Raw genomic sequence first — 19,325 nt, forward strand, 5'->3', positions numbered from 1 at the left:
ACCATGGGCGAAGGCGTCGCCATCATGACCGGCGCCGTCACCGTCCCCACCGAGGACCAGGCGGTCGACGGCGCGGCCTGACGGCGGGGAGACGAACTCCGTCCGGGCCCCGTCGAGGGGTCCCGGGCGGCCACAGGCGGATCGCGGGTGCAGGCACACCCCGCGGTCCGCCTTCGTCGTCCCGGCTTGACACCTACATCCTATTGGATGTCTCCTGGGGGCCGGCAAGGATGCCTATCGAGGAGATGTGTTCGTATGGCTGTTCCCGCGACCGACGAGGCCGACGTCCGGCTCGTCGACTCCGCCGTCCGCCGTTCGGTGGTCCGGCTGATCCCGTTCCTGCTCCTGATGTACGTGATCGCGTTCCTCGACCGGTCGAACGTGAGTTTCGCCAAGGAGGAGCTGGAGATCCACGTCGGGATCTCGACGGCGGCCTACGCGCTCGGCGCGGGGTTGTTCTTCGTCGGGTACGCCGTGTTCGAGGTCCCCAGCAACCTGATCATGCACAAGGTGGGCGCCCGGTGGTGGATGGCCCGCATCATGATCACCTGGGGGATCATCGCCACCGCGTTCGTGTGGGTGAACGGCGAGACCATGTTCTACGTCCTGCGGTTCCTGCTGGGCGTCGCCGAGGCCGGGTTCTTCCCGGGCGTGCTGCTCTACCTGACCTACTGGTTCCCCGAGGACCGGCGCGCGTTCGCGACCGGGTTGTTCCAGATGGGATTGCCGATCGCCAACATCGTCGGCGGTCCGCTGTCCGGGGGGCTGCTCGAGCTCGACGGGCTCGGTGGGCACCACGGGTACCAGTGGCTGTTCGGGGTCGAGGGCGTCATCGCCGTCCTGGTCGGCATCGTCGCGATCTTCTACCTGACCGACCGACCGGCCAAGGCCGACTGGATGCCGGAGGACGAGAAGGCCGCGCTGGAACGGCGCCTGCAGGCCGACGACCGGGCCCGGGCCTCGCACGGCGGTCGCCTCGGCTGGGCGAAGGCCCTGGTGAACCCGCGCGTGCTGTTCTTCTGCCTGATCTGCCTCTGCATCCAGATCGCGGTCTACGGCCTCACGTTCTTCCTGCCCACCCAGGTCGCCGCCATCACCGGGCGCGACGTCGGGTTCGTCGTCGGGCTGCTCACCTCGTTGCCCTGGCTCTGCGCCCTGGTCGCGATCATCGTCATCCCGCGGCTGGCCGACCGGTGGCGGCGGCACAAGGAGATCGGCGCCCTGCTGCTGACCCTGTCCGGGCTCGGCATCGCGGTCTCCGCGGTGGCCGGGAACGCGCTGCTCGCGATGGCCGCGCTGTGCCTGGCCGCCGTCGGGTTCGTCGCCGTCCAGCCGCTTTTCTGGACGCTGCCCACCCGCTACCTGAGCGGGACCGCGCTGGCCGCCGGGTTCGGTCTCATCAACGGGCTGGGCAACCTCGGTGGTTTCGTCGCCCCCAACGTCCGCGTGTGGGCCGAGGAGACGTTCGACTCGAGCACGGCCGGCCTGTTCGCCCTGGCCGGGGCCGCGGTCGTCGGCGCCGTCCTGCTGCTGCTCACCAAACTCATGGCCCGACCGCCGGCCGACGAGGCCGTCACCACCCCCGCTCCGGAGAGGAACTCCTGATGACCACCCCGTTCCCGCCCGCCCGTACCGCCGTCGTCACCGGGGTCGGCGCCCCGCGCGGCATCGGCCGGGTCGTGGCCCGGCGCCTGGCCGAGGAGGGGTGGCAGCTGGCCCTCGTCGACGTGGCCGCCGACGGGGTCGCCGAGATCGAGACGGAACTGCGCGCCGCGGGCCGCACGGTTCTCGGTCTCGCGCTCGACATCACCGACCCCGACGCCGTCGCCCGCGGTCTCGCCCGGGTCGACGCCGAGCTCGCCCCGGTGGTGGGCCTGGTGAACCTGGCGGGCATCGCCGACCCGACCCCGCTCATGGACCTGACGCTGGAGGGGTGGAACCGCACCCTCGCGGTCAACGCGACCGGCTCGCTGCTGATGATCCAGGCGGCCGCGCGCCGCATGGCCGACGTCGGCGTGGGACGCATCGTCACCACGTCCTCGATCACCGCCCTCGACGGCGGCGGCACGTTCTCCAAGACGGGCTACGCCGCGGCCAAGGCCGCCGTGCTCGGGCTGACCCGGGGCGCGGCCCGGGAGCTGGGACCCGCGGGGATCACGGTCAACGCGATCCTGCCCGGCCCGATCGACACCGACATCATGGGCGGGGCCCTGACGGACGAGCGCAAGGCGGACATGGCGGCGGGGATCCCCGTCGGGCGCGTCGGTACGCCCGACGACATCGCCGCCGTGGTCTCCTTCCTCCTGTCGGAAGGGTCCGGTTTCGTGACCGGCGCGAGCTACCAGGTCGACGGCGGCAAGCACATCCACTGAGGCCCGGGGGCCGGGCAGGTCGAGGAGAGGACGCGACGTGGTTGACCGAGGGGGATCGGGGATCCCGGCCGTGCCGTCGCGGGCCTCGCTGACCGACGCCGTCCACGAGTCCCTGCTGGGCTGGCTCATGGACGGCAACGTCCGCCCGGGGCAGAGCCTCAGCATCGACGGCCTCGCCCGCGACCTCGGCGTCTCCCCGACCCCGGTGCGCGAGGCGCTGGCCCGGCTGGAACCGAGCGGTCTCGTGGAACGCGTGGCGCTGCGGGGGTACCGGGCCGCGCGGATGCTCACGGTCGAGGAGATGCACGCGCTGATGGACGCGCGGGTGCTCATCGAGTGCCGCAGCAGCGCCGTGCTCGCCGGGTCGGTGACGCCCGCGACCGTGGAACGGTTGCAGGACACGGTGCGGCGGCAGCGCGGGGCCGGGCGGGGACCGGACTTCGCGCAGTACCGCGACTACCACGTGGCCGACTCGGAGTTCCACCGCGTGCTGAACGAGGCGGCGGGCAACCCCTTCCTCGCCGCCGCGTTCGAGGGTCTGAACGGGCAGCTGCAACGGTTCCGGCTGCGGTTGCACCCCCACCACGGGGTGACCGACGCCGAGGCGGCCGTGGCCGAGCACGTCGCCATCCTCGACGCGGTGGAGGCGGGCGACCCGGGTGCGGCCGAGGCGGCCATGCGGGCGCACCTCGAGGCCGTGCGGGAGCGGGCCGCGGCCGAGGTCGCCGAGGTGGGCGGGGCTGCTCAGCCGGCCGCGGGCGTGCCCCCGTCGTCGGCGGGCAGGAACCGCGCGAGGTAGACCAGGCCGAACGGAAGGGCCTCCTGGGCCGTGCTCCACGTGTGCCCGCCGCCCACGACGTCGTGACGCAGCACGGGTTCTCCGCGGCGCTGCAGCAGTCGTTCCAGCTCGTCGACCCCGCGCAGCTCGTCGGCGTCGACCTCCGAACCGGTCGAGAGGAACACCGGCACGGGCGCCGGGAGTTCGATGGTCGGGAGGTAGTGCGCGGGCGACACGGCGTCGAACTGCTCGGGGTCGAGCTGGTCGCGCCAGGCCGGGCCGGGGTCGCCGAACGGTTCGATCGCGAGGATCGGCCCCCACGTCCCGCGGTGGCGCAGACCCTGGTCGAGGGCGCAGAAACCCCCGGCCGACATGCCGCCGAGGATGCGGGCGCCCGGACGGGCGTCGGTGCGGAACGTGCCGTCGACCCAGGGGACGAGGACCGTCTCCAGGTAGGTCTCGATCTGCGGGCCACCGGTGGGGGAGTTCAGGCACTCGGTGTCGGTGAAACCGCTGCCGTTGACGTCGGGGGCGACCGCGATGACCGGGGGGATCTCCCGTCGGGTGATGAGCACGTCCAGGGTGCGGGCCGCGTCCCCGGCCGCGAACCAGTCCGTGGAACGTCCCGGGGACCCGTGCACGAGGTAGACGACGGGGTAGCGCCGACGCGGGTGCTCCGCGTAGCCGGGCGGCAGGTAGACCAGGGTCGTCGCCGAGGTCACCCCCAGTTCCGGGGCCGCGACCTCACGGGTCACCACGGTTCCGGCCCCGGCGTCGACCGTGCCCGTCACGATCGTCTCGGCCGCCTGCAGCGTCGGGACGTAGCCGACCGCGGCGTTCACCACGGTCGCGACGGCCAGGACGGCCGCGACCAGCGTGAGCAGGGTGGAGCCGCCGCGCGCGACCCAGCGCGACCTCCGACCGACCCCGCGACCGCGCCGGGTGCGGCGCCAGAGGAGCACCGTGGCGACGAGGAGGAGCAGGAACCCGGCGCAGACCGCCCCGACGAGGACGGGCGACTCGAGGATGCGGTCGGGCGGACGGAGGGCCCGCAGGATGCGCGGATCGAGCGTCACGGTCGGTGCCCGCAGCTCGGGGACGGTCATCCTCCGAGGATAGGTCGGGCGTGATCGCGGTCCGATGACGACGACGGGGAGGTTCCGTCGCCCGATCTGGTCACCCGTCTTGGTCAATCGTCCAGGTCAGACGTCTTGGTCAAGCGACCAGATATCGGGCATCCTGGGGTCATGACGACGGATGAGCACCCCTGGCTCCGCGTGGCCGCGGCCGGACCGCACGACGTCCCGGAGGTTGCGGCCCTGCTGTCCGCGGCGTTCGCCGACGACCCGGTGATGACGGCCTTCCTCGGGCCGGGACGCGACCGGGAGCGACGACTGGCCGGGCTCTACGGCGCCGTCCTGCGATCCGGCCCGCTGGCGAGCGGGGCGGTGGACGTCGTGCGCGACGGTTCGGGCCGACTGCTCGGGGCCGCGGTCTGGGAGGCACCGGGACGGGCCATGAAGCTGCGCGACCAGCTGCGACAGCTCCCCGCGTTCTGGCGTTCGGTCGGACCGACGGGCATCGTGCGCGCCCTGGGCAACGAGCGCGTCCTCGGTCGGTACCGGCCCCGTCCGCCGCACTGGTACCTGATGACGATCGGGGTGGCACCCGCGGCCCGGGGGCTCGGCGCCGGGTCGAACCTGTTGCGGCACCGGCTGTCCCGCATCGACGCCGAGGGGTGTCCCGCGTACCTCGAGGGGTCGGCCCCCCGCAACCAGGCGCTCTACGCCCGGTGGGGTTTCGTCCGGTTGGGGACGATCGAGGGGTTGCCGGCCGGCGCGGCCCCGGTCGGCATGTGGCGGCCCGCCGCCGCGCCCGGGGTGGGCGCGTGAACCGCCCGCGGCGGGAGACCGGGGGGCGGCGGGAGGATCTCGTCGCCGCCGCGGCCCGGGTGCTCGCCCGCGACGGGGTCGCCGCGACCACGACCCGGGGCATCGCCGCCGAGGCCGGGGTTCCGCTGGGGACCGTGCACTACTGGTTCGCCGGCAAGGACGCCCTGCTGCACGAGGTGGCCCTCGCCCACACCCGGCGGGTGGCGGACGCCGCGGCCGGGGAGGGGTTCGGGGGTTCTGCGGCGGGAGAGGCCGCGGCCCGGTTGCGGGCCGCGTTCGCGGTCGTGCGCACGGCCGGTCGCGGTGAACGCCTGGCCTCGCTGGAGCTGCTGTCCTGGGCGCTGCGCACCCCCGGGAAGGAGGATCTGGCCGCCGAACAGGTCCGGGTCGCCCGCGAGGTGGCAGAGACGGCGATCGAACCGTGGCGGCGACGGCACGGTGGCGACGTCGCGAACCGCGAGGACGGTTCCGGCGCCGACCCCGACCTGCTGGCCGTGCTCGTGGCCGCGCTGGTCGACGGGTTGGCCACGGCGGAACTGGCCGACCCGGCGGGGACCCGGGCCGAGGAGGTGCTGGACCTGCTGGCGGATCTGCTGTCCGGGATCACCCGAACAACGGGCTGAGGTTCTCCTGCCACACGTCCCGACCCAGGACCACGACCAGGGCGGCGACGACCAGCAGGAACACCACCCGGATGAACCCCGTTCCGCGGGCGATCGCCATCCGGGCGCCGAGCCACCCGCCGGAGGCGTTGCCCAGGGCGAGCAGCAGGCCCAACCCCCACACGACCGAACCGTGCGGGATGAAGAAGATCAGGGCGCCGAGGTTGGTGGCGACGTTGACGATCTTCGCCTTGGCGCTGGCCTGGAGGAAGTCGTAGCCCAGCAGGCTGACCATGGCGATGACCAGGAACGTCCCGGTGCCCGGCCCGAGGACGCCGTCGTAGGTCCCGATCGCGGCGCCGATCAGCGCTGCCGCCACGTAGTGGGTCCGGCCGGCGTAGCGCAGCGCGGTGATCTGCCCCAGGGCGGGACGCAACGCGGTGAAGACCGCGACCGCGACCAGGGCGATGACGATCACCGGTTTGATGACCCCCGCCGGCAGGCTCGCCGCGATGGAGGCGCCCAGCAGGCTGCCCGCGAGCGCGACGCTCGCCATCGGGACCGCGGTCCGCAGGTCGGGCCGGGCCCGCCGGTAGTAGGTGAGGGCGCTGGTCGTGGTCCCGAAGATCGACCCGAGCTTGTTCGTCGCCAGCGCCTGGACCGGGGTGATGCCCGGGACCAGCAGCAGCGCCGGGAGTTGCAGCAGACCGCCGCCCCCCACGACCGCGTCGACCCAGCCGGCCGCGAACGCGGCCAGGACGACGAGGGCCACGGTCCCGGGTTCGATGCCGGGCGGGAACGCGCCGTCGGGCAGGAGGTCGGCGAGGGTCACGTGGTCGGACCGTACCAGCGGGGCGATGATGCCCGGGTGATCAACGGCGCGGTCTCGTTCTGGTGGGGTTCGCTGCCCCGGCAGGCCCGCGGCGCGCCCCTCGTCGGGGACCTCGACGTCGACGTCGCCGTGGTGGGCGGCGGCCTGACCGGGTTGTGGACGGCCTACCACCTGGCCCGGGCCGCCCCCGGCCTGCGGATCGCGGTCCTGGAGGAGCGGTTCGTCGGGTTCGGCGCCTCGGGGCGCAACGGCGGGTGGTTGACCAACGAGATCACCGGTGGGGTCGAGCAGTACCGGCGGTCCCACGGGTCGGCGGCGGTCGACGCGTTCCAGCGGGCCATGAACGGTGCCGTGGCCGACGTGGTCGCGGTCGCCACCGCGGAGGGCATCGACGCCGACCTGCGGGCCGGCGGTGAGCTCACCGTCGCCCGGAACCCGGCCCAGCGGCAGCGGTTGCGGGCGTCGTTCGAGGCGGCCGCGGCCCGGGCCGGGACCGACGTCGAGTGGTTGCCGGTCGGGGCCGTGCGCGAGCGGGTCGCGGTGGCCGGGGCCGAGGCCGGGGTGTGGCAACCGCACTGCGCCCGGCTGCACCCGGCCAAACTCGTCGACGGTCTGGCGCGCGCCGTGGGCCGGCTGGGGGTGCGGTTCCACGAGGGCACCCGGGTCGAGGAGATCGGGAGCCGTGCGGGTCGTCCCTGGGCCCGGACCGCCGCCGGGACCGTCCGGGCCGACGTCGTGGTGCGGGCCACGGAGGGGTTCACCACCCGGCTGCCCGGCCTCCGCCGCGAGTGGCTGCCGCTGAACTCCTCGATGATCGTCACCCCGCCGCTGCCCCCCGGGACGTGGGATCACATCGGCTGGGCCGCAGCCGAAACTCTGGCCGACGCGGCCCACGCCTACGTGTACGCCCAGCGCACCGCCGACGGCCGCGTCGCGATCGGCGGTCGCGGCGTCCCGTACCGGTTCGGGTCGCGCCTCGACGCTGACGGCCGCACCGACCCGCGGACCGTGCAGACCCTGCGCCGGATCCTGGGCGACATGTTCCCGGTGCTGCGCGACGTCGAACCCGAGCACGCCTGGTCCGGGGTGCTCGGGGTACCGCGGGACTGGCACGCGACCGTCGGTCTGGACCGGGCGACCGGCCTGGCCTGGGCCGGGGGTTTCGTCGGGACCGGGGTCACCGCCAGCAACCTGGCCGGCCGGACGTTGCGCGACCTCGTGCTGGGTCGAGGGACGGAGCTGACCGCGCTGCCGTGGGTGCAGCACCGGGTCCGGCGCTGGGAGGTCGAACCGCTGCGCTGGCTCGCGGTCACCGCCCTCTACCGCGCCTACCACCTCGCCGACCGGCAGGAGGCCCGCGGGAGCCTCCGCACCTCCCGCCTCGCGGCCGTCGCCGACCGGGTCGCCGGTCGCTGAGCGGGTCGCACCGCCGGGTCGCGGGCCGGGGGACCGGACCGCAGGATCGCCCTCATGGATCCGCAGCTGAGGAACCCGTTCGCCGACCGGCCCGACCCTGCCGACCGCGGGTCCGAGCCCGCGCGGCCCTCCCGGTTGCGCGCGGTCGCCCGGGTGGCGCTGGGGGGTGCCCTGATCTTCGCCGGCACCACCCACCTGACGGTCGCCCGGGAGGAGTTCCGCGCGCAGGTCCCGCCGTGGGTGCCGCTCGACGTCGACGACGTCGTGCTGCTGTCCGGGGTCGCGGAGATCGCGTTGGGCTCGGCGCTCGCGTTCCTGCCCCGGCACCGTCGTCGCGTCGGCGTCGTCGCCGCCGCGTTCTTCGTCGCCATCTTCCCCGGCAACATCGCCCAGCTCACCGAGCACCGCGACGGGTTCGGGCTGGACACCGACACCAAACGGGCGCTGCGGTTGCTGGGGCAGCCGTTGTTGGTGGCCTGGGCGTTGTGGTCGACCGAGGCGTTGCGCCGCGGGCGTCGCCGCTGACGGTGGGGGTCCGGGGGGGATGAGACCCGTGGGGCGGGAGAGGAGAATTCCTTGATCACGGGGGAGGTGGGGGTGGGCCCTGTGGGACTCGAACCCACAACCCGAGGATTAAAAGTCCCCTGCTCTGCCAATTGAGCTAAAGGCCCGCGCACGGCGGCGCGGCGCCCATCCTGTCAGAGGGCGCCGCGCCGGGCGGAGGTGGGCCGCTCAGAAGGCGGCGGGGTCGGTCCCGGCCCGCACGCCGGGGGTGGACTGCGCGGGGGCCGCCTGGCCGGACTGCTGGGCCTGCTGCTGGGCGAGGGCCTGGGCGTACTGCTCCTTGACGACGTCCATGTCCAGGCCGCGGACCTGCTCGATGAGCTGCTCCAGGGCGGGCTCGGGGAGCGCGCCGGGCTGGCCGAACACGGGGATGCCGTCGCGGTAGGCGACCAGGGTCGGGATCGAGGTGACGCCGTAGCGGGCGGCGAGCTGCTGCTGGTCCTCGGTGTCGACCTTGGTGAAGGTGATGTCGGTGTGCTTCTCCGAGGCGCGCTCGAAGACGGGGCCGAACTGCCGGCAGGGCCCGCACCACTCCGCCCAGAAGTCGATGAGGACGATGCCGTCCTTCACCGTCTCGTCGTGGGTGTCCAGGGTCAGGGTCCGCGTCGTCATGCCCGGGTCAACGCGGGACCTCCGCACTTCCTTCCCGCCCGCGCCTCACGACGGTGCCGGCGCCGTCCGCAGGCGGTACCCCATGCCCCGGACCGTCTCGACGTGGTCCGGGCCGAGCTTCTTGCGCAGGTAGCGGACGTAGACGTCGACCACGTTGGAGCCGGGGTCGAAGTCGTAGCCCCACACCGAGTCCAGCAGCTGCTCGCGGGACAGGACCTGGCCCGGGTGCCGCAGGAACGCCTCGACCAGGGAGAACTCGCGGCTGGACAGGGCGACGGAGCGGCCCGCGACCGAGGCCGTCCGGGTCAGCAGGTCCAGCTGCAGGTCGCCCCCGACCAGCACGGTGACCTCGCTGGTGCGGTCCTCGCGCAGCCGCAGCCGCACCCGGGCCAGCAGCTCCTCGAAGCGGAACGGCTTGGTCATGTAGTCGTCGGCCCCGCCCTCGAGCCCGGCCACCGTGTCACTGACGTCGTTGCGGGCGGTCAGCATGATGACCGGGAGGTCGTGCCTGCGCCGTCGCAGCTCGCGCAGGACGCTGAACCCGTCGAGCTGGGGCAGCCCCACGTCGAGCACGAGCAGGTCGAAGCGCCCGGTGCCGGCCAGGTCGAGCGCGCTGCGGCCGTCGGTCACGACGGAGGTGGCGTACCCGTTGCTGCGCAACCCTTTCTCGACGAAGGCGGCGATCCGCGCCTCGTCCTCGGCGATCAGGATGCTGGTCACGGGTACTCCTTGGGGTCGGGGTCGAGGGGCAGCCGGAGGGTGAAGGTCGCCCCGGCCCCGAGGCGGCTGTCGACCTCGACGGACCCGCCGTGGGCCTCGGCGATCGCGGACACGATGGACAGGCCCAGCCCCGACCCCTCCACCCCGCGGCCGGTCTCGGCGCGGCCGAAGCGCTCGAAGATGCGCCGGGTGTCCTCGGGGGCGATCCCCGGGCCGGTGTCGCGGGCCCAGAGCAGCAGGTCCCGCCTCCCGTCGCGGGTCTCGACGGCCGAGCCGAGGGCGACCTCGTCACCGGGCGCCGAGAACTTCACGGCGTTGGCCACCAGCTGCAGCAGCGCCTGGGTCAGGCGTTGCGGGTCGGCGAGGCACTCGACGTCGACCCGCGCGTCGACCCGCCAGGTGCGGTCCCCGAGGGCCCGGACCTTCTCGGCGGCGTCGTCCAGCAGCCGGCCGGTGCGCACGGGGCGCAGCACGACGAAGTCGGGGGAGCGGGAGGTGGCCAGGAGCGTGAGGTCGTCGACCAGCCGGGCCATCCGGGCCAGTTCGTCGAGCACGAGGTCGCGCGTCTCCAGCACCTCGCCCGGGTCGGAGGCGTCCAGCAGCTCCAGGTGACCCTGCACGATCGTCAGCGGGGTGCGGAGCTCGTGACCGGCGTCGTCGAGGAACTGCCGCTGGCCGGCGAACCCGGCCTCGAGCCGTTCCAGCATGGCGTTGAACGCCCGGGCCACGTCGGCGACGTCGTCGTCGCCGTGCACGCGGGCCCGACGGGCCAGGTCGTCGGCCCCGATCCCGACGGCCGTCTCGTGCAACTCGTCGAGCGGCCGCAGCAACCGCCAGATCACCAGCCACCCGACCGCGATGACCAGCAGCAGGGCGCCGAAGGCCACCACCGCGAAGGTGCGGGCGTTGTCCCGCACCCCGAGGAGTTCCCGGTCCAGGGCGTGCCCGACGACGTAGACGCCCGTGCCCCGGCCCTCGGCCGCCCCGGGCACCACGACCGGGACCGCGATGATGCGGACGGTACCGACCGCCCCGGCGTCCAGGTCGCGACGCGCGACGGGGGAGTCCGGGCCCATCGCGGCCACGAGCTTCTGGACCTCGCGCAGGTCCTCCAGCTCGAAGGGTCGCGGCGCGGCGGTGGCGATGGTGGGCCCGCCCTGCACGAAACCCACCGCGGACTGGTTGTCCTCGGGCACGTCGCGGGCGAACAGGTCACGGAACAGCTCCTCCACCGAGGCGTAGGGGACCCCGTCCCCCGCCTCGCCCGAGGCCAGCTCCCGCAGCTCGGCGATCTCCTGGTTCATGGCGACCGTCAACCGGTCGTCGGTGCTGTCGCGCTGCACGACGTAGGACACGGTTCCACTGATCAGCAGCCCGGTGGCCGCGGCCAGGGTCACGGCGAGCAGGACCTTGGCCCGGACCGGACGCAACCAGCGCCGCACGGAGCGCCCACCCTCCCGGTCAGCCGTCGGAGTCGTCCTGGTCGTCGTCGAGGTCGTCGTCGAGGTCGTCATCGCGGTCGTCGTCATCATCGCCGTCGTCGTCGGTCACGACCACGGCGGGTCGCGGCTGGGGCGGGACCTCCACGACCCGGCCGCCCCCGGAGCCGGCGGCCGGCGGGGCCGGGGTCGGGACCGGCGCAGGCGTGGTCGTCGGGGCGGCGGGCAGCGGACTGGTGGGCAGCGGGCTGGTGGGCGGTGGGTCGGTGGGGACCCCGGTGCCCGGACCGGACGCGGGGGCCGCCGCTGCGGTGATCGCGCCGCCGGGGGACCCGACGGGACGTTCGGCGGAGGCCATCGACAGACCCAGGGCGGTGACGCCCACGGCACTGAGGCCGAGCACGGCCACGACGGCGGAGGTGCGCATGTCCCGATCGTGGCAGCCGGAGGGGCCCGTCGACATGAGACGAGGATGAGAACGTCCTCATCCGGACCTCATCCACCTCTCACGGGGACTTCCTAGCGTCGGGGCGAACGGAGGAACTCCTCCGCCACCAGGACACCCAGGGAGGGCATCGTGCGACGGATCCCCGCGCGACCACGCCGAGCACGTCGGGCACGCATCGCCCTCTACGGCCACGACACCTGCGGCCTCGGCCACCTGCAGCGCAACCTCGCCCTCGCCGGGGCGTTGAGCGAGCTCCCCGGGGGCGCCGACGTGCTGCTGGTCACCGGTTCCCCGCACGCGCAGCGGTTCAGCCGTCCTCCCGGGGTCGAACTGCTGGTGCTGCCGGCCGTGCGCAAGACCACTGACGGCGAGTACCGCGCCGACGTGCTGGACATCCCGTTGGAGGACCTGGTGGACCTGCGCGCGGCGGCGGCCACCGCGGCGCTGCTGGCCTTCGACCCCGACGTGTTCATCGTGGACAAGACCCCGACCGGGTTCCGCGGGGAACTCCTCTCCGCCCTGTCCGCGCTGCGGCACAACGGCACGACGAACATCCTCGGCCTGCGTGACGTGCTCGACAGCCCCGAGGTCGCCGCGGCGGAGTGGATCCGCGACCAGGGGCCGGAGGCGGCGGCGGACCTGTTCGAGGAGGTGTGGGTCTACGGCGACGCCGAGGTCCACGACCTGACCCGCGACCTGGGGGCGGGAGCGGGTTTCCGCTTCCTCGGTTACCTGGCCGAGGGACGACCCGAGGTCGCCGACCCGCTGCCCCGCAACGACCCCCGGTCCCGCACCGTCCTGGCCACGGTGGGTGGCGGGATCGACGCCGCCGCCCTGGTGCGCACGCTGGTCGCCACCCCGCTGCCCGCCCGCACCGAACTCGTCCTGCTCCCCGGACCGTTCGCCGACGAACAGCTGCGCGGCGAGCTCGACCGGGCCGCGGCCACCCGGCGCGACCTGCACGTGGTGGGTTTCAGCGCCGCCGCCTCGCACTGGCTGGCCGAGGCCGACGCGGTCGTCTGCATGGGCGGCTACAACACCGTCACCGAGATCCTGGCCACGGACACCCCCGCGCTCGTGGTGCCCCGCACCCGCCCGCGCCGCGAGCAGCTCGTCCGGGCCCGCTCGCTGCAACGGGTCGGCGCCCTGGACCTGCTGCCCCTGCCGGACCCGGGTCGCCCCGCCCCCGCCGACCTCGCCGCGTGGATCACCGCGGCACTCGGAGGTGGTGCCGCGCAACGGGACCGCCTCGTCACCGCCCGCACCCGCATCGCCCGGGACGGGCTGGACGCCGTCCGGGACCGGACCGCCGAACTGCTCGACGCGACCCAGGAGCTGATCTCCCGTGCCCAGTGATCCCCACCCCCGGATCGGTTACGTCGTGAAGATGTACCCGCGGTTCTCCGAGACGTTCGTCGTCCGCGAGATCCTCGCCCGGGAGGCGCAGGGCGAGGACGTCGCCGTCGCCAGCCTGCGCGCCCCGACCGATCCGCGCTTCCACGCCCTGCTGGCCGGGGTCCGGGCCCCGGTGACCTGGATCGGGGAGCAGGGCGGCCGCAGCAGCGCGGTGCTCTGGGCGGCACTGCGCCGGGCCGCCGACCTCCCCGGGTTCACCGCGACCCACCCCGAGCTGCTGGCCGAGGAGGTCGACGTCGTGGCCCAGGCGGTGGGGGTGGCGCTGTGGGGGCGGGCCGAGGGGATCGGGCACCTGCACGCGCACTTCGCCTCGTTGCCGGCCCGGGTGACCCGGCTCGCGGCGGCGCTGCTCCGGGTCCCGTGGACGGTCACCGCGCACGCCAAGGACATCTACGTCGAGAGCGAGAACACCCCGCTGCTGGACACGGTCCTGACCGACGCCGACGCGGTCGTGACCGTCAGCGAGCACAACGTGGCCCACCTGGCCGACCGGCACCCCCGGGCCCGCGTCACCCGTATCTACAACGGCGTCGACCTCGGCGAGCTGCCGTTCTCGACGGCACCCCGGGAACGGGTGATCGCCGCGGTCGGCCGCCTGGTGGAGAAGAAGGGTTTCGACGACCTGCTCAGCGCGTTCGCCCGGTTGCGCGCCGAGGGAGACCCGGCCCGGCTGGTGCTGGCCGGCGCCGGTCGGTGCGCCGAGCGCCTGCGGGTGCAGGCCGCCACCCTGGGGATCGCCGAGCACGTCGACCTGCCCGGCCCGCTGCCCCAGCACGAGGTGCTGGACCTGTTGCGGCGCAGCGCGGTCTTCGCGGCCCCGTGCGTGGTCGCCGCCGACGGCGACCGGGACGGGCTGCCCACCGTGCTCGTCGAGGCCATGGCGCTCGGCACCCCGGTGGTCTCCACCGACGTGGTCGGCATCCCCGAGGTCGTCCGGCCCGGCCGGACCGGACTGCTGGTGCCGCAACGCGATCCGTTCGCCCTGGCCGCGGCGCTGCGCTCGGTCCTCGACGATCCCGCGGCCGCGGCCGTCCGGGCGCGGGCGGCCCGGGACCTCGTGGAGACCTCCTTCGACGTCCGGGGGCAGGCGGCCGCGCTGCGGTCGCTGACCCGCGCGCTGCGTCCCGTCGGTGCGTTCGCCGGGGGGTCGCGATGAACTTCCGGCCGGGAACCCGGGTCGTCCACGTCTGCCTCGACCCGGGCATCCCGGTGTTCGGGGCCAAGGGGTGCTCCGTCCACGTCCAGGAGGTCCTGCGGGTCATGGTGGCCGCCGGGGCCGACGTGCACGTGGTCGCCGCCCGGGTAGGAGGCGCTGCGCCGCAGGGGTTGTCGGCGGTGACGGTGCACGAGCTCGGCCGTCCGCAGGGGGAGCCCGCCGACCGCGAACGTCGACAGGTCGCACTGGACGCGACCGCGGCGGACCTCGTCGCCGACCTGCTCACCGGGACCGACCCGGGCACGGCGCTCGTCTACGAGCGCCACGCGTTGTTCGCGGCGGCGGTCGCGGAACGCTGCCGTCGGCTCGGGGTCCGGCACGTGCTGGAGGTGAATGCGCCCCTCGTCGAGGAGCACGCGACCCACCGCGGCCTGGTGCACGTCACCGAGGCCCGCGAGGCGTCCCGCCGGGCGCTGCGGGCGACCTCCCGCGTCGTCGCGGTGAGCAGCGCCGTCGCGGAGTTCGTGCGCAGCAGTTCCGGGGTCGAGGCCCTCGTGGTGCCCAACGGGGTCGACGTGCAGCGGTTCCGTCCCGCGCCGACCGACCCGGCGCCCGGGGCGACGCCCGCGGAGTTCGACGTCGCCTTCGTGGGGGCGTTCCGCCCGTGGCACGGGCTCGACGTCCTGCTGGAGGCCGCGACGCGCCTGCGCGACCTGCCCGGGAAGCCGGTGCGGCTGCGCCTGATCGGCGACGGCCCGGGCCGGGCCGACGTGCTCGACCGGGCTGCCGCCGCCGGCATCGCCTGCACGGCGACGGGGGCGTTGCCGCCGGCGGACGTCCCCGCCGCGTTGTCCGGGGCCCGGGCCGCCGTGGCCCCCTACCCGCGGGGCGCCGCCTACTTCTCGCCGCTCAAGGTGGCCGAGTACCTGGCGGCGGGCATCCCCACGGTCGCGGGCGCGGTCGGCGACCTCGCCCGCAGCTACCGCGACGGGCACGAACTCCTGCTCGTCGAACCCGGTGACGCCGCCGCGCTGACCGCTGCCCTGCAACGGATCCGGACGGAACCCGTCCTGGCCGCCGGGCTCGCCGCCGCCGGTCGGCGGGCCGCCGTCGAGCGGTTCTCCTGGACCGGGGTGGTGCGGCGCAGCCTCGCGGACGTGCCCGCGCCCGACGGGGCGGAGGTGGCGGCATGAGGCGCTCGGCGCTGCGGCGGACCCTGCGCCTGGTCGGGCCCCACACCCGGGGTTCGCGGACCGTGGCCGCCGGGGGGCTCGGAGCCCTGCTGGCGGAGGTGGCGTTCCGGCTGGCCGAACCCTGGCCGATCGCGTTCGTCATCGACCTGCTGGTCGCCCGCGTCCCCGCGGCGGGGGCCACCCTCGACAGCGGCGGACTCCTCCGCCCCGTCCTGCTGGCGGGGCTCGCCGTCCTGCTCATCGCGGTCGGTCGGGCCGCCGCGGCCTACCTCAGCAGCATCGCGTTCGCGATCGTGGGGTCGGCCACGACCACGCGGTTGCGCGCGGCGGTCAACGACCGGCTGCTGCACGCGGGTCCGGACTTCCACCACCGCAACCGCACCGGGGACCTCGTGACCCGCGTGGTGAGCGACGTGGGGCGGGTCCAGGAGGCGGCGATCACCGCGGGCCTGCCGTTGCTCGGGTCGGTGCTCACCTTCGTCGCGATGGGTGTCGTGATGCTGGTCCTCGACCCGGTGATGGCCCTGGTCGTCGTCGGGGTGCTGCCGCTGCTGCTGCTGACCGGGCACCGGTCCGGCGGGCGCATCACCGACGCCTCGCGCGAGCAACGGCACCGGGAGGGCGCGCTCGCCTCCGACGCCGCCGAGGCGTTCTCCACCATCGGCTTCCTGCAGGCCTACGACCTGCAGGGCGTCCGGGCCCGGGTGTTCTCCCGGGCCAACGAGGGTTCCCTGCGCGAGGGCCTGCTCGCCCGGCGGCTGGCGGCCGGGTTGGAACGCCGGGTCGACGTCGTGGTGGGTCTCGCCACCGCCGTCGTCCTGGTCTTCGGGGCGCTGCGGATCGGCTCCGGCGCGCTCTCGGTCGGCGATCTCGTGGTGTTCCTGACCTACCTCAAGGCGGCGTTGAAACCCGTGCGGGACCTGGCCAAGCACACCGGCCGCATCGCCCGGGCCGCGGCTTCTGGCGAACGCGTGGCCGACGCGCTGGACGAGGCCGAACCCCTGCCGGACCCGGCCCGTCCCGAGCCCGCGCGCGTGCAGCGGGGCGAGGTCGAGTTCCGGGGGATCACGCTCGTCCGGCGGGACCGTCACGTCCTGGACGGTGCCGACCTGCGCATCCGCGCCGGGGAACGGGTCGCCGTCGTCGGCCCCAGCGGCTGCGGCAAGAGCAGCACGCTGCAGCTCCTCCTGCGCCTCCTGGACCCCGACGCCGGGCAGATCCTGCTCGACGGTCAGGACGTCACCCGGGTCCGCCGCGCCGAACTCCGCGACCGCCTCGCCGTCGTCCTGCAGGAACCGGTGATCGTCGCCGGCACCGTCGCCGAGAACGTGCGCCTGGGCCGACCGGAGGCCGACGACGCGGCCGTCCGGGCCGCGGTCCGGGCGGCCGGGGCGCACGACTTCGTGGCCGCTCTGCCCCAGGGCTACGACACGCCGGTCGCCGAACGCGGCGGAACCCTCTCGGGGGGGCAGCGGCAACGTCTGGCCATCGCCCGGGCCATGCTCCGGGATCCCGCGGTCCTGCTGCTCGACGAACCCACCACCGGTCTCGACGCCGCCTCGGCCGCGACGGTCCTCACCGGGTTGCAGGCCCTCGCGGCGGGCCGGACCACCGTGCTGGTGACGCACGACGAGACCCTCCTCGCCGGGTGCGACCGGGTGCTGGAACTGCGGGGCGGGCGTTTCGTGGAACGCGTCGCGGCGGTGGCCCGGTGACCGCCGTCGCCGCGGGTGAACTGCGGCTGATCGCGGCCGAACCCGGGTTGCCCGGCCTGGCCGTCCTGCTCGACGACCGGTCCCTCGGGGTCTGGGCCCGCACGCACGGTCTCGCGCTGCCGAGCGGTGCCCGGGTGGACCGCCTGCGGCACAAGCCGGGCACGCGCGCCCAGGCGGCGGTCGACCCCGGGGACGGCGGCCCGTGGTGGGTGGTGGGGGCCTTCGCGCGGTCCGCCTGGGACAAGGCGCGCAAGGACGCCGCCGTCGCCCGGCGCGCCTTCGGGCCCGAGGCCGTCGTCCTCGACGAGCAGCGACTGCTGGTCCTGACCCCGGCCGCGGCCGACCGCGACCTGCCCGCGCTGCGCCGCCTCGCCACGGCGCCCGGGGCCCGCTTCCTCACCCACAACCCCGCCCGGCGCAGCGTGCTCGCCCTCGGCGGCGAGGTCGTCAAGGTGCACGCCGACCCCGCCGTCGCCGAGCGGGCCGCCCGGGCGGCCCGGGCCCTCGGTGCCGCCGGGATCCGGACGCCCGTGGTCCGGGCCCGGGACGGGGTGGCCCGCACCGCGTTCTGCGCGGGTCGCCACCCCCGCGGGGCCGAGGGGCGGACGGCCCTGGCCGAGCTCACCGCCCGGCTCGCCCGGGTCGACGCGGCAGGCCAACCAGTCCTGCGGGTCGAGGAGCTGCGGGACGCGGCCGCCGCCAACCTCGTGGCGCTGCGGCACTGGGCCGGGGCCGCGGCCACCGTCGCCGAGCAGGCGCAGGAGCTCGCGCACCGCGTCCGGACCCTGGACCTCGGCCCGCTGCACCGGCTCCCGGAGGTCTTCCTGCACGGCGACCTCTCGGCCGACCAGGTGCTCGTGGACGACGCGTCGGACGCCGGCCTTGGCCCGACGCTGCTGGACCTGGACCGCGCGGGCCGCGGTCCGCGGGGGTTCGACGAGGCCTCGTGGTGGGCGGCGGCGGTCGCGGCCGGAGAGCCGGGGGCCGTCGGGGTCCCGGGGTCCTCCCCGCTGCTCGCGCTGGCGGCCGCCCTCCGGCTGCCCGAACCGTTCCGGCGGCGGCGCCCGGACTGGGAGGCCCGGACCGCCGACCTCCTCGACCTCGTCGAGAACGCCCTGGGGGAGCGGTGGTGACCTGGCGCCGGGTCTGGCCGGGGGGAGGGCGGGGACGTCCGGTGGCCGAGCGCCACCTGGTCCTGGAGGGGGTCGACGACGGCGGGGCGATCGTGGTCGGCCGCGCCCGGGCCGGGCTGCGCGACGTCCGGGTGCTCGACCACGACCCGGAGCTGCCCGCCCTGCGCCCGTTGCTCGACGCACCGGGCGGGCCCCGGTTGCGGGCCCACCGGTTCGGACGACGGGCGGTGCTGCACGAGGCGGGTCCCGAGGGCGGCACCTGGGTCAAGCTGGCCACCCCCGCGGCCACGCGGGCGGCGTTCGCGGCCCTGCACCGCGTCGACCGGCTCCTCGCCGACCGGCCCGGGCGCCCCGGCCTCGTGCGGGTCCTCGCCGCCGACCCGGACGCCGGGACCCTGCGGCTGGCGGCGGCCCCGGGGAGCGACCTGACCACGATCCTCACGTCGGCCGACCCGGTGACCGCCGGGTCCGCCGGGGCCGCGACGGGGCGGGCGTTGGCCGTGCTCGCCGGGTCGGGGACGGGCGAGGGGTGGCCCGAGCACGACCTGACCACGGAGGCCCGCACCCTGCGGCGCTGGGCGGACGACGCCCTCGCCTTCGGCGTGCTGAGCCCGGCGATGGCCGGCCCCTACGACGACCTGGTCGCGCGGACCGTCGAGGAGCTGGTCACCCTGCCCCGACGGGAATCCGTCCCCGCCCATCGCGACCTGCACGACGGCCAGGTGCTGCTGGACCCGCGCGACGGCGGCGTCACCTTCCTCGACGTCGACACCGCGGCGCTCGCCGACCCGGCGCTGGACCCGGCCAACCTGCTCGCCCACCTGGACCTCCTCGCCCTGCGTCGACCGGGGTGCGGGACGGCGGTCGCCGCCGCGGTCCGGGGCCTGACCGCGACGCTCACCGGCCCGCGCAGCCCGGAGCACGAGCGGGTGCTGCGCCGGGCCGCGCAGCTCCGGATCCTGGCCGTCCACGCCTTCCGGGGGCCCGTCCACGACCTCGCCCCGTTCCTGGACGGTTCGGCGCGGCGGTGGTGATCG

19 protein-coding genes and 1 tRNA gene are annotated in these 19,325 nt (G+C 75.2%); 13 read left to right on the top strand and 7 right to left on the bottom strand.

The annotated features are described in order from the left end of the window. The first annotated feature begins 255 nt into the window (after positions 1-255). From ACFFKU_RS18330 to ACFFKU_RS18340, 3 genes are read left to right on the top strand one after another with little or no spacing between them, the layout of a single operon-like run. Positions 256-1,605: an MFS transporter gene (locus ACFFKU_RS18330; RefSeq protein WP_380140299.1), complete on the top strand. Its 1,350-nt coding sequence runs from the start codon at positions 256-258 to the stop codon at positions 1,603-1,605. Continuing rightward, entirely contained in the window at positions 1,605-2,372 is a 768-nt protein-coding gene (locus tag ACFFKU_RS18335) for an SDR family NAD(P)-dependent oxidoreductase (RefSeq protein ID WP_380140300.1), read from the top strand. Before ACFFKU_RS18330 ends, ACFFKU_RS18335 begins: the two co-directional genes overlap by 1 nt. A gap of 37 nt (positions 2,373-2,409) precedes the next feature. Beyond that, entirely contained in the window at positions 2,410-3,171 is a 762-nt protein-coding gene (locus tag ACFFKU_RS18340) for a GntR family transcriptional regulator (protein WP_380140301.1), read from the top strand. Here ACFFKU_RS18340 and ACFFKU_RS18345 read toward each other — a convergent pair. After that, complete coding sequence (locus ACFFKU_RS18345) at positions 3,117-4,256, bottom strand: alpha/beta hydrolase (protein WP_380140302.1); 1,140 nt, start codon at positions 4,254-4,256, stop codon at positions 3,117-3,119. The genes ACFFKU_RS18340 and ACFFKU_RS18345 overlap by 55 nt on opposite strands. 141 nt (positions 4,257-4,397) lie before the next feature. Here ACFFKU_RS18345 and ACFFKU_RS18350 point away from each other — a divergent pair, with 141 nt between their 5' ends. Next, positions 4,398-5,042, top strand: coding sequence for a GNAT family N-acetyltransferase (locus ACFFKU_RS18350; protein ID WP_380140303.1), 645 nt, complete (start codon positions 4,398-4,400; stop codon positions 5,040-5,042). After that, on the top strand, positions 5,039-5,665 hold the full coding sequence (locus tag ACFFKU_RS18355) for a TetR/AcrR family transcriptional regulator (RefSeq protein ID WP_380140304.1): 627 nt from the start codon (positions 5,039-5,041) through the stop codon (positions 5,663-5,665). Before ACFFKU_RS18350 ends, ACFFKU_RS18355 begins: the two co-directional genes overlap by 4 nt. On the opposite strand, the gene ACFFKU_RS18360 is transcribed toward ACFFKU_RS18355, so the two are convergent. Further along, positions 5,646-6,431: a sulfite exporter TauE/SafE family protein gene (locus ACFFKU_RS18360; protein WP_380140337.1), complete on the bottom strand. Its 786-nt coding sequence runs from the start codon at positions 6,429-6,431 to the stop codon at positions 5,646-5,648. The genes ACFFKU_RS18355 and ACFFKU_RS18360 overlap by 20 nt on opposite strands. Positions 6,432-6,512: 81 nt before the next feature. Between ACFFKU_RS18360 and ACFFKU_RS18365 the strand changes: the two genes are divergently transcribed. Both ACFFKU_RS18365 and ACFFKU_RS18370 read left to right on the top strand, forming a co-directional pair. Then, positions 6,513-7,892 (top strand): NAD(P)/FAD-dependent oxidoreductase, encoded by a 1,380-nt coding sequence (locus ACFFKU_RS18365; RefSeq protein ID WP_380140305.1) that lies wholly within the window; start codon positions 6,513-6,515, stop codon positions 7,890-7,892. Positions 7,893-7,946: 54 nt separating this feature from the next. Next, a complete protein-coding gene (locus tag ACFFKU_RS18370) occupies positions 7,947-8,417 on the top strand; it encodes a DoxX family protein (protein WP_380140306.1) in 471 nt (156 codons plus the stop codon). Positions 8,418-8,490: 73 nt separating this feature from the next. Here ACFFKU_RS18370 and ACFFKU_RS18375 read toward each other — a convergent pair. The 5 genes from ACFFKU_RS18375 to ACFFKU_RS18395 all read right to left on the bottom strand — a co-directional run bounded on the left by ACFFKU_RS18375 (position 8,491) and on the right by ACFFKU_RS18395 (position 11,654). Continuing rightward, a tRNA-Lys gene (locus ACFFKU_RS18375) sits at positions 8,491-8,563 on the bottom strand. Between the two features lie 61 nt (positions 8,564-8,624). Beyond that, on the bottom strand, positions 8,625-9,068 hold the full coding sequence (trxA, locus tag ACFFKU_RS18380) for a thioredoxin (RefSeq protein WP_380140307.1): 444 nt from the start codon (positions 9,066-9,068) through the stop codon (positions 8,625-8,627). Positions 9,069-9,113: 45 nt separating this feature from the next. Then, positions 9,114-9,788, bottom strand: coding sequence for a response regulator transcription factor (locus tag ACFFKU_RS18385; RefSeq protein ID WP_380140308.1), 675 nt, complete (start codon positions 9,786-9,788; stop codon positions 9,114-9,116). Then, the gene (locus tag ACFFKU_RS18390) at positions 9,785-11,230 is read right to left on the bottom strand and encodes a sensor histidine kinase (protein ID WP_380140310.1); all 1,446 of its coding nucleotides are present in this window, start codon (positions 11,228-11,230) and stop codon (positions 9,785-9,787) included. Before ACFFKU_RS18390 ends, ACFFKU_RS18385 begins: the two co-directional genes overlap by 4 nt. A 19-nt stretch (positions 11,231-11,249) precedes the next feature. After that, positions 11,250-11,654 carry a hypothetical protein gene (locus tag ACFFKU_RS18395; protein WP_380140312.1) on the bottom strand — a complete coding sequence of 135 codons (405 nt, stop codon included), beginning with the start codon at positions 11,652-11,654 and terminating at the stop codon, positions 11,250-11,252. Positions 11,655-11,804: 150 nt separating this feature from the next. Between ACFFKU_RS18395 and ACFFKU_RS18400 the strand changes: the two genes are divergently transcribed. Genes ACFFKU_RS18400 through ACFFKU_RS18425 form a run of 6 tightly spaced genes read left to right on the top strand, consistent with a single transcriptional unit; the run spans position 11,805 to position 19,322 of the window. Next, on the top strand, positions 11,805-13,031 hold the full coding sequence (locus tag ACFFKU_RS18400) for a glycosyltransferase family protein (protein WP_380140314.1): 1,227 nt from the start codon (positions 11,805-11,807) through the stop codon (positions 13,029-13,031). Continuing rightward, on the top strand, positions 13,021-14,247 hold the full coding sequence (locus tag ACFFKU_RS18405; RefSeq protein WP_380140316.1) for a glycosyltransferase: 1,227 nt from the start codon (positions 13,021-13,023) through the stop codon (positions 14,245-14,247). Before ACFFKU_RS18400 ends, ACFFKU_RS18405 begins: the two co-directional genes overlap by 11 nt. Next, positions 14,244-15,440, top strand: coding sequence for a glycosyltransferase family 4 protein (locus tag ACFFKU_RS18410; RefSeq protein WP_380140318.1), 1,197 nt, complete (start codon positions 14,244-14,246; stop codon positions 15,438-15,440). The genes ACFFKU_RS18405 and ACFFKU_RS18410 overlap by 4 nt, the downstream gene beginning before the upstream one ends. Further along, positions 15,437-17,155 carry an ABC transporter ATP-binding protein gene (locus ACFFKU_RS18415; protein ID WP_380140320.1) on the top strand — a complete coding sequence of 573 codons (1,719 nt, stop codon included), beginning with the start codon at positions 15,437-15,439 and terminating at the stop codon, positions 17,153-17,155. The genes ACFFKU_RS18410 and ACFFKU_RS18415 overlap by 4 nt, the downstream gene beginning before the upstream one ends. Beyond that, complete coding sequence (locus ACFFKU_RS18420; RefSeq protein WP_380140322.1) at positions 17,152-18,288, top strand: phosphotransferase; 1,137 nt, start codon at positions 17,152-17,154, stop codon at positions 18,286-18,288. The genes ACFFKU_RS18415 and ACFFKU_RS18420 overlap by 4 nt, the downstream gene beginning before the upstream one ends. Before the next feature lie 41 nt (positions 18,289-18,329). Further along, positions 18,330-19,322: a phosphotransferase gene (locus ACFFKU_RS18425; RefSeq protein WP_380140324.1), complete on the top strand. Its 993-nt coding sequence runs from the start codon at positions 18,330-18,332 to the stop codon at positions 19,320-19,322. Positions 19,323-19,325: the final 3 nt, after the last annotated feature.

The organism is Kineococcus gynurae, from assembly GCF_042433995.1.
Lineage (GTDB): Bacteria > Actinomycetota > Actinomycetes > Actinomycetales > Kineococcaceae > Kineococcus > Kineococcus gynurae.

What these genes read in the sequence shown, in the direction of transcription:
- ACFFKU_RS18410 (WP_380140318.1), top strand. Translation starts at nt 14,244, where the DNA reads ATGAACTTCCGGCCGGGAACCCGGGTCGTCCACGTCTGCCTCGACCCG.
- ACFFKU_RS18350 (WP_380140303.1), top strand. Translation starts at nt 4,398, where the DNA reads ATGACGACGGATGAGCACCCCTGGCTCCGCGTGGCCGCGGCCGGACCG.
- ACFFKU_RS18345 (WP_380140302.1), bottom strand. Translation starts at nt 4,256, where the DNA reads ATGACCGTCCCCGAGCTGCGGGCACCGACCGTGACGCTCGATCCGCGC.
- ACFFKU_RS18330 (WP_380140299.1), top strand. Translation starts at nt 256, where the DNA reads ATGGCTGTTCCCGCGACCGACGAGGCCGACGTCCGGCTCGTCGACTCC.
- ACFFKU_RS18335 (WP_380140300.1), top strand. Translation starts at nt 1,605, where the DNA reads ATGACCACCCCGTTCCCGCCCGCCCGTACCGCCGTCGTCACCGGGGTC.
- ACFFKU_RS18370 (WP_380140306.1), top strand. Translation starts at nt 7,947, where the DNA reads ATGGATCCGCAGCTGAGGAACCCGTTCGCCGACCGGCCCGACCCTGCC.
- ACFFKU_RS18415 (WP_380140320.1), top strand. Translation starts at nt 15,437, where the DNA reads ATGAGGCGCTCGGCGCTGCGGCGGACCCTGCGCCTGGTCGGGCCCCAC.
- trxA (WP_380140307.1), bottom strand. Translation starts at nt 9,068, where the DNA reads ATGACGACGCGGACCCTGACCCTGGACACCCACGACGAGACGGTGAAG.
- ACFFKU_RS18395 (WP_380140312.1), bottom strand. Translation starts at nt 11,654, where the DNA reads ATGCGCACCTCCGCCGTCGTGGCCGTGCTCGGCCTCAGTGCCGTGGGC.